The sequence below is a fragment of the Microbacterium sp. Leaf159 genome, from assembly GCF_001423615.1.
Classification (GTDB): domain Bacteria; phylum Actinomycetota; class Actinomycetes; order Actinomycetales; family Microbacteriaceae; genus Microbacterium.
Genome location: NZ_LMOU01000001.1, coordinates 2337841 through 2346852 on the forward strand (window position 1 = coordinate 2337841; position 9012 = coordinate 2346852).

The 9012-nt window shown below is 68.2% G+C and carries 9 protein-coding genes; 6 read left to right on the forward strand and 3 right to left on the reverse strand.

Annotated features, from left to right (window positions below):
- Position 1: 1 nt before the first annotated feature.
- Positions 2-595, forward strand: coding sequence for an ATP-binding cassette domain-containing protein (locus tag ASF80_RS11010; protein ID WP_056310710.1), 594 nt, complete (start codon positions 2-4; stop codon positions 593-595).
- A 293-nt stretch (positions 596-888) separates the two neighbouring features.
- Positions 889-1650, forward strand: coding sequence for a hypothetical protein (locus tag ASF80_RS11015; protein WP_157521036.1), 762 nt, complete (start codon positions 889-891; stop codon positions 1648-1650).
- A gap of 53 nt (positions 1651-1703) precedes the next feature.
- Here the strand turns inward: ASF80_RS11015 and ASF80_RS11020 are convergent, their stop codons facing one another.
- Together ASF80_RS11020 and ASF80_RS11025 are read right to left on the reverse strand one after the other, a co-directional pair.
- Positions 1704-2354 carry a hypothetical protein gene (locus tag ASF80_RS11020; RefSeq protein ID WP_056310714.1) on the reverse strand — a complete coding sequence of 217 codons (651 nt, stop codon included), beginning with the start codon at positions 2352-2354 and terminating at the stop codon, positions 1704-1706.
- 29 nt (positions 2355-2383) lie between these two features.
- Positions 2384-2602: an SCO4848 family membrane protein gene (locus tag ASF80_RS11025; RefSeq protein ID WP_056310717.1), complete on the reverse strand. Its 219-nt coding sequence runs from the start codon at positions 2600-2602 to the stop codon at positions 2384-2386.
- Between the two features lie 289 nt (positions 2603-2891).
- Here ASF80_RS11025 and ASF80_RS11030 point away from each other — a divergent pair, with 289 nt between their 5' ends.
- From ASF80_RS11030 to ASF80_RS11045, 4 genes are all read left to right on the forward strand, one after another.
- Positions 2892-3518 carry an RNA polymerase sigma factor gene (locus tag ASF80_RS11030; RefSeq protein ID WP_235559945.1) on the forward strand — a complete coding sequence of 209 codons (627 nt, stop codon included), beginning with the start codon at positions 2892-2894 and terminating at the stop codon, positions 3516-3518.
- The gene (locus tag ASF80_RS11035) at positions 3515-3997 is read left to right on the forward strand and encodes a hypothetical protein (protein WP_056310721.1); all 483 of its coding nucleotides are present in this window, start codon (positions 3515-3517) and stop codon (positions 3995-3997) included. Before ASF80_RS11030 ends, ASF80_RS11035 begins: the two co-directional genes overlap by 4 nt.
- Before the next feature lie 120 nt (positions 3998-4117).
- Positions 4118-5695: a S8 family peptidase gene (locus ASF80_RS11040; RefSeq protein WP_056310723.1), complete on the forward strand. Its 1578-nt coding sequence runs from the start codon at positions 4118-4120 to the stop codon at positions 5693-5695.
- A 196-nt stretch (positions 5696-5891) separates the two neighbouring features.
- On the forward strand, positions 5892-8327 hold the full coding sequence (locus ASF80_RS11045; protein ID WP_056310725.1) for a CHAT domain-containing protein: 2436 nt from the start codon (positions 5892-5894) through the stop codon (positions 8325-8327).
- A 324-nt stretch (positions 8328-8651) separates the two neighbouring features.
- Here the strand turns inward: ASF80_RS11045 and ASF80_RS19035 are convergent.
- Positions 8652-9012, reverse strand: a 361-nt coding sequence (locus ASF80_RS19035) for an LPXTG cell wall anchor domain-containing protein (RefSeq protein WP_235559946.1), incomplete at its 5' end; no start/stop codon positions are given.

Below are 9012 nucleotides of genomic sequence, written 5' to 3' on the forward strand. Positions count from 1 at the left end.
CATGCCCGACATCCGCGCCGACGGCCTTGCCTTTCAATACCCGGATCAGCCTCCGCTGTTCGAAGATCTGACGTTTCGCATCGGCCACGGAACGACCGCTCTAACGGGGCCATCAGGCTCGGGAAAGAGCACGCTGCTGGGCATCCTGGCCGGCTGGCTGCGCCCGTCGCATGGAGACGTCAGTAATCTTCCGAGCCGAACTCAATGGGTCCTTCAGAGTCCGATCGGGTCGCCGCGCAGGAGCGCCCTGAGCCACGTAGAACTTCCTCTGCTCGCCGCCGGCGCCCTGCTACAAGATGCTTCGGCCGAGGCGTACGACATTCTCGCTCGGGTGGGACTCGACGCCGTGGCAGAGCGACCGTTGCGTCACCTGTCGGGTGGTGAGGCGCAACGGCTGATGCTCGCCCGAGCAATGGCGGCCAAGCCGGAGTTGATGCTCGTCGACGAGCCGACAGCATCGCTCGACGCTACCAGCGCCGCGACCGTGATTGAGGTCATACATGCGCTGGCCGATATCGGCATGCCCATCGTGATTGCCACTCACGACCTGCACCTTGCTGACGCCTGCAGGTCCCGAATCGAGGTACGGCGTTGAAACCGTCGATTTGGTTCCGAGAAGCGATCGAAGACAGCAGGACGGGTGCATCGCGGCCGTGGCTGTGGGGGCTCACCTTCCTCCTTCTGCTCGCGGCAGTGTGCGGCTGGGATATCTGGTCAATCTCTCGGGTGTCCGAGGGAGCGTCAGCTTTCAAGAGCTCAGGATCTTCGATCTGGATCACGGACAGCATCACTGGGATCGATGGTCGCTCCTGCGACGCCCTTGCTTCGTCAGAGGGGGTGGGCCACTCAGGCGCTATGGCCGGCACGGCCAACACCAGACTCCAGATCATGCCGAACACTCCCGTGTCGACCTTCCGCGTGACGCCGGGGTTCGCTGAACTGATCGTCGGCACAGATCTTGCTGTGACTCCGGGCGCGCTAATCTCGCACGACCTCGCCGCGGAGATCCACGCGACTGAGAGCGCAACTTTCGAAAGCGCTATCGGCCCCATCACATTCGATGAGATCTACGAGTACCCGAGTGACGGCCGGCTCGCCAGCCTGCAGAATGCCATCCTCATCGTCGACGATGAAGGCGCGACGTTCGATGCCTGCTGGTATGAGGTGTGGCCCTTTACCGAGACAGCGGCCGGTATCGGCATCATGACGGCGGAGGACCCGTCGGTATCAAAGCAGTCACAGTTGAACTCGCGCAACGGGATCGAGTTTGACCTCACCGCTGAAGTGGAAGGTTTGAAGGTGTGGTTACTCACCTGCGCCACGTTGGTGGTGTCAGGCGCGATGGGTTGGATCGCAACGCGGAGCCGTCGGAGTGAGCTTGCCAGCGCATTGCATTCCACTGTCGCTCGCAGCGATCTCTCCATCATCATCGCGCTAGAGACCCTGATCTGGACGCTCCCTGCCAGCATGCTCGCAATCGGTGCGAGCACGCTGGCAACTTCTCTCCTCCCGCCAGGCCCCGTCCCTATTTCGCCCGCGTCCGTAGGTCTCGTCTCGGCGGCTGTCGCGGGAGCAGTCTCGGGCGCACTGCTCGCGACACTGTCCGTTCGCTCCCACAGACTCTTTGCCTATCTGCGCGACCGTCGGTAGAGGGCGTGTTCGCGTACAGCGGCACCGAGATCTACCACCAGCCACCGTGAAAGCTAGACCGTGACGCTTCCTAGCGAATGGAGCACCTCATTCGCTACTGTTCGCATCTGAACATGAAGCAGGTCTCGCTGGTGCGCGACCTGATCCTCTCCTTGCAGTTCGGCATGGTTCTCGCGAACGAATGTTGGTGATGATTCAAAGAGCGACGTGATGTGCCGACCCGGAAGGTCAACATGGGCACCCCCGTCTTGATTTGCCAGCCCTAGGACGAGTTGCTTTCGAGTGACATGGCCATCGCTGAACTGCACAACCGGCTCCCCCGCCCACCAATCCTCATATGACACCTTCCGGCCATCTGGGCCGAAGTCCAGCGGCATCAGGAACATGGATCCGCCTTCACCAAAAGCCAAGCCATGCAAGGAAGAGCCGAAGGCGTGAGTACCCGGCGGCATCTCGGAGGCAAACGGAATGTAGAAGGACCGCCACTGCATCCCGGACTTCGCGCCCATCTGCATCAGAATGCTGGATCCTCGGCCCTCGTCGTACGAGAGGGTACGGATTGCTGTGGCCATCCGCAGCGCTTCGGCATGATCACCGCAGTCAAAAGCCTTGGCGCTCTTGGCTAGAAATCCTAGATTCTCGCGATATCGGACCGTCAGTGCCGCACGTTCGAAACGCCCGTGGGGCTCGTCATCTTCGACCATACGCTGACAGTTGATCGCTCGGTCGGTCGTCAGAGTGCGCCCGTGAGCGCCGCGATGCCGACCAGCACCGACACCAGTGCGAGAACCAGGGCGATCGCGATCAGCACGGCGTGCACCTTGAGGAACGTCGTGGCCTTGCCGTCGGCATCCCGTGCCCGCGGGTCGGTTGCGACGCGCTTGTAGAAGCGGGGCCACACCAGCACGTTGAAGGCGGCGTTGAGGAAGAGGACGACAGCGAGGGCGATCACCCCTCCACGGTATCGCCGTCGGCATCCCTCCTCCCGCCAGCCGTCGCCCGCCTTCAGGCATCCCGATCTTCCGACGCACCTTCAGGCCCAGACACAGATGCAGGCCCAGAGTACAAAAGCAGGCCCAAAATACGGCTTCCGGTCCTGCATCCGTGCGTCCGTCCTCCATTCGGCACGACGCCCGACCCACCAGCCCGGAGCCCCCACCGATACTCCGGAAAAACTGACCGAGTCCATGTATCACCAAACCCTTGCCGTGCTCCTTACTGGTGTGATCACAATGGGACTCATGATCGACGGCGCACCCGACGGCGCCGCCCTCGATCCTGCACCGGACGACGGCGCGGCACGCTGGAGGCGAGCCGCCGACTTCTTCGATGCATGGCGGGACGGCGACAGCCGCGCGATGGATGACCTCGTGCGGCTGATGACGCCTGTGCTCTGGCATGTGGTGCGCGCCTACGGTCTCGAGCGGACGCTCGCCGAAGATGTGATCCAGACGACCTGGTTGCAGCTCGTGCGCGGACACCGCTCGATCGCCGATCCGAAGGCCGTCTCGGCCTGGCTGACGACCACCGCTCGGCGCGAGGCCTGGCGTGCGGGCAAGGCCCACAACCGGCTCGACACGACAGAGGCGGATGCTCTCGACGCACTGCTGCCCGAGCAGGCCTCCGCCGAGGACCACGCCGCCACCGGCGACGAGAACCGCCGACTCTGGTCTGCCGTGCAGCGTCTCGCAGAGAGGTGTCAGCGCCTTCTGCGCGTGATCGCCTTCGAAGAGCGACCGGACTACGCGCGACTCGCCGCCGACCTCGGAATGGCCGTGGGCAGCATCGGTCCGACGAGACAACGCTGCCTGGCGAAGCTGCGCGACCTGCTCGATGCCCCGACACCACGGCCGGGAGGCGCCTCATGAGCGAGAACGACGGCAACAACGGCGGCGACAACCACGAGGATGCCGAGCTCTTCGCGCACCTCCGGTCTCTGTGGCGCGACGTCGATCCGATGCCCGCAGCGCTGATCGATCGCATGATCGCGGCGGTAGCCACCGAGGGCCTGTCGGCGGAGTATGCGCTGCTGACCCTCGTCGATCAGCCGCTCGGCGCGGTGCGCGGAGACGCGGACGCGCTGACCCTGCAGTTCAGCGACGGCACGACGAGCATCCTCCTGCACGTCACGGGCACGGCGAGCGGCGCGCATCGTATCGACGGCTGGGTCGACACGACGTCCGGTCTGATCGAACTCGCCCAGGGCGAGCGGATCCGGACGACGACCGCGAGCGACACGGATCGCTTCGTGTTCGACGACGTACCCGACGGGCTGACGCTCGTGCGCCTCACCACGACGGTCGGCGACGAGCAGCGCACCCTGTCGACCCCGCAGTTCGAGTTGTGATCCACCGCGGGGCGACCCGCTCACACCGCGGGCCCGCCCGCACACACCGCAGGGCCACTCCCGCACCTCGCAGGATTCCCCGCACAGGACGCGGGTCCGCCCGCGAGGAGAGGACCGACGATGGAGCAGCCCAAGGGGTGGAGCTGGCAGGACCGAGCGGAAGGGTCGATCCGTCGAGGGACGGCGCTGGATCCGTCCGTCGAGCCGGTCGACGGCGTCCGCGCGTTCCCGACCGCGTATCTGCAGGAGCGCCTGCTGATCACACAGGACCAGGTCGACAACGGCCAGGAGGCGTACGACAGGGAGATCCGCGAGCTGCGCGAAGCCGCCGGATCGTTCGGCTGGAACCTCGACATCGAATCTCCGGATGCGCTCCGCGCCGCAGACCCGCTGGTGCCGGGAGTGCCCGGTTTCCTCCGAGCCCATCTGACGACGCCCGACGAACCCACGCGCGGTGAATCACCCGTGCCACCCGACGCCTGGCGCGTGCTGCAGCGCGCACGACGCAGTTCGGGAACGCCGATGCCCCGGACCAGCCTCGAGCACGTGCTGTCGATCGACCCCGTCGGGCTCAATCCGTTCAGCCGCACGAATCCCTTCAGCCGCACCAACCCGTTCAGCCGCACCAACCCGGTGCGTGGAGCAGGAGGAGGCGCCGGAGGCAGCGACGACTACCTCGAACCAGGACGCGGCGCGCGTCAGCCCGTCGCCTGGCTCGGCCCGGCGCCCCAGCGCACCGCCGCTCCGAAGCGCGGCCGTCGCCCGGTCGTGGCGGTACTCGACACGGGATGCGGCGTGCACGACTGGCTGCCCGACGACATCGTCACCCGGCACATCGAGCTCGACGGCGTGCCGGTCGGGCTCACCGACGAGGCGGATCCCGAACGCTACCCCGATCTCTACGGACAGCTCGACGGCGAGATCGACGCGGTCGCGGGTCACGGGACGTTCATCGCGGGCCTCATCCGGCAGACGGCTCCGGAGGCCGACATCCTGTCGGTCCGCATGGCCGGCGCTCTCGGTGTGATCGATGAGAGCACGTTCCTGACGACGGTCGCGCAGGTGGTCGAGCTGCTGCGTCGCCACCGCGAGGACCCGAAGACCGGGCATCCGATCGACGTCCTGAATCTGTCGCTCGGGTACTACCACGAGACCCCGGTCGACGGTCAGTTCAGCAAGACCCTCAATGCGCTGCTCACCAGGGCACGGGAGCTCGGATGCGTGGTGGTGTGCTCGGCGGGCAACGACGCGATCGATCGACCGTCGTTCCCGGCATCCCTCTGGCCGTGGCCCGGTGCCGACAACGGCATCCCGCGCGACAAAGACGCCCCGCACGTGTCGGTCGGCGCCCTCAACCCCTCGGCCCGCTCTGTCGCACTGTTCTCCAACGTCGGCCCCTGGGTGCAGGTGTATGCGCCCGGTGCCGCGGTGGTCAGCACCTCACCGGCGTTCGTCGGCGGCGAGCAGGCGACCACGAGGGCCGACGTCGACGGACTGCGCCGCGAGACGATCGACCCCGACGACTACCGCGGCGGTTTCGCGATCTGGAGCGGCACGTCGTTCGCGGCTCCGTACGTCGCGGGTCGCATCGCGGCGCAGCTCGGCACGGTGCCTCCGCAGGGCGTGAAGGCGGATGCCGCGGCCAAGGCCGTCGCCGCCGTGCTCAAGACGCTGCCGTCTCCGGTCGAGCGAGGGTAGCCCAGGGCCGCCATCCGGACCCATCTGGTCACAGATGCATGCTCAGATGACGGATGCATGCCCGATTCGCCGATCCGGGCATGCACCTGTCTTCTCGGCATGCATCTGTACGCGGATCGACCACCTACCCGCTCCCAGAACCTCGGATGCGGTCGTAGACCTTCCCTGAGACCGAATCGACCGGCATTCTGGTTGGATGCCCCTGTCTGCGCGCGAGCTGCACCGGCGCGGCGTCGATGCGGCCAACTCCCGACGGTTCGCGCAGGCGCGGCGCGCTCTGACCGCGGCATCCGCCCGCACCGACGACGACGACCTGCGCGCCCGCATCGACGGAACACTGGCGTATGTGCTCGCGCAGACGGGCGAGCCCGCCGAGGCCGAGCGGCTGTCGCGCGCAGCACTGTCGCGACCGGGGCTCAGCGCTGAGACCGTCGCCCTCGCGAACGGACAGCTCGGCACTCTGCTCATGCACGGTGGTCGCCTCGACGAGGCGGACGAGTTCCTGTCGCGGGCGATCGACGGTCTCGACGACGGGTCGATCGAGAGCGCGAACCTCCTGATGAGCCGAGCGATCGTCAGCATGCAGCGGCACCGGCTCGACGACTGCACCGCCGATCTTCAGCGCGCTGTCGCCGCCTACGACGCGCATGACCAGCAGGAGCCGCTCGCCGAGGCGCGCCACAACCTCGGCTACGCCGCACTACTGGGCGGCGACCTCGTCACCGCACTGGGACTGATGACGAATTCGCGCCCGATCCTCGCGGCCACGAGCGACCTCGCCGCGGCGATCAGCGACCTCGACCGCGCCGAGGTGCTGCGCGATGCGGGCCTGACGACCGAGGCCGAGGAGCTGCTCGGCACCGTCGCCGTGCAGTTCGGTGCGCAGCGCATGCGCCAGGCTCGCGGCGAGGCCGAGTTCCACCTCGCCCGATCGCTCCTGCGGCATGACGCGTCCGCCGCCGAGCGCGCCGCCGCCACGGCATCCCGCCGATTCGCCGCACTGGGAAGCGAAGGCTGGGCCGCTCGCGCCGAGGCCGTCCGCCTCGAGGCCCGGCTGCGCGCCCACCCGAAGACACCGCCCGTGGCCGAGGACTTCACGCGCACCGCCGCAGCACTCACGCGGGGCGGCTTCCGCACCGAGGCCGCCGCACTGTCATTGACGGCACGGCTGGCCGACGGAGGACGGATGCCGCGGCTCACCGCCGACGCCCCGACTCCGCTGCGTCTGCGGGCCCACGAAGTGCGGGCTGCGAGAGCATCCGCCGCAGGCAGGGATGCCGACGCACGCCGCTTCGCTGCGGAGGGCCTCGACCTGCTCACCGCCTGGCAGCAGTCGTTCGGTGCTCTCGATCTGCAGGCCTCCCTCGCGATGCACGGCACCGAGCTGATGTTCACCGGCCTCGCCGCCGCAGCACGATCACGCGACCCCGAGGTGCTGTTCGAGTGGTCGGAGCGCGCCAGACACCTGAGCCAGCAGGTCGCGCCCGTGCGTCCCCCGCACGACGCAGACCTGTCGTCCGATCTGGCCGAGCTGCGGATGCTCCGCGCCGACCTCGCAGGGTCCGACTGGACGACCGACGCTCGGGTGCGCGAGCTGCGCGACCGGGTGCGCGACCGGCAGTGGTCCTCGACCGGCGCGGGCGGCAGCCGCGAGCGTCTCGGTCTGCTCGAGACGCGTGCGCGGCTCGACGACGAGACGGCCATCCTCGCCTACGTGTTCACCCGCGAAGAGCTGCTGTGCGTCGTGGTGACGGCATCCGGTTCGTCGATCATCGAGCTGTCGCTGCCGCGCATCGAGGCCGCACTCGACGGACTCCGCGCCGATCTCGATGTCGCGGCGCTCACGCATGCGGGTCCGATGGCCTCGGTAGTGCAGCGATCGCTCGACGAGAGGCTGCGCCTGCTCGACGACGCCCTCCTCGCGCCGGCACGCGCTGCGACGGGTGGGGCGGTTCGTCTCGCGCTCACCGTGCCCGGCATCCTCGGCGGCATCCCCTGGGCGATGCTCCCCGGCATGCGCGGAACGCCGTTCACGATCGCGACCTCGGTGTCACGCCTGCTCGGAGACTCCGACCGACCCCTCACCGCCGCACCGAGGAGGCAGGCGGGCTTCGCGACCGGTCCCCGCGTCGCGCGCGCCGAAGAGGAGGTGCGCCGCGCGGCAGCGGCCTGGAGCGACGCGACGATCCTGACCGGCGAGGAGGCCCGCGTCTCGGCCGTCACCGAGCTCGCCGCGCACGTCGACGTCCTCCACATCGCGGCGCACGGACGCCACGCGGTCGACAACCCGCTCTTCTCAGGTTTCGAGCTCGTCGACGGCACCCTGTTCGGCTACGACGTCGACCTGATCCCGCAGGCCCCCGACACGGTCGTGCTGTCGGCCTGTGAGCTCGGGCGGTCGTCGGTGCGCTGGGGCGAGGAGGCTCTGGGGATGACCCGGGTCTGGCTGCACGCGGGCACCCGCTGCGTGATCGCGGCCCCGGTGGTCGTGCCCGACGACGTCGCCTGCGAGCTTCTCGGAGCCGTGCACACCGAGCTCGCGAACGGTGTCGCTCCCGCCGTCGCGCTGGCCGCGGCATCCGAGCACACCGGGATGAAGGCCCCGTTCCAGTGCCACGGAAGCGGCCTCTGAAAGTTTTCTCCAGTCGATGTATCAGAACATCGACGCCTCGCTCCTTATCTGCAGAAGGTGCCAGCGGAGGGCTTCGGAAACGAAGCGCGAGGGAGGCGCAGTCGAACTGGGGAAACCCTCGTGCACTGGGGAGTGTGAGGGAACGACAGGACACCATCTGCTCCGGGGATGTCGCGAGAGGGGTCGCGGCATCCCCGCAAGGAGTTCAGCAGAAGCCGCGAAGTCGCGACGGAGTGCGGCGGATGCGATGCGCAAGGGGCGGCCGGCGGACACTCCGCCTCGGCCGCCCCTTTCGGATCGTCGTCCTGCAGTTCCGCGGTCGCGTCAGCGAGTGCGTCGTACTCCCGGCGCGACGCGGCGACGCGTGATGACGAGCGAAGCCAGGCCCGCCCCCAGGGCGGCGATGCCGCCGAGTGCCCAGGGAGCCATATCGGATCCGCCGGTCAGCGCCAACGTGCGGGATGCATCGGTCGCGCCGGCAGCAGTCGCGCTCTCACCCGCCGTCACGGGCGCGGCGGGCGACGGAGAACCGGCAGGATCGTCGGTCGACTCCGGAGCCTCAGGCACGACCGGCACTTCGGGCTCGGAAGGAACCTGAAGCTCGACCGGAACTACGGGCTCGACCGGCACCACGGGCTCCACCGGCACCACGGGCTCCACCGGCACCACGGGCTCCACCGGCACC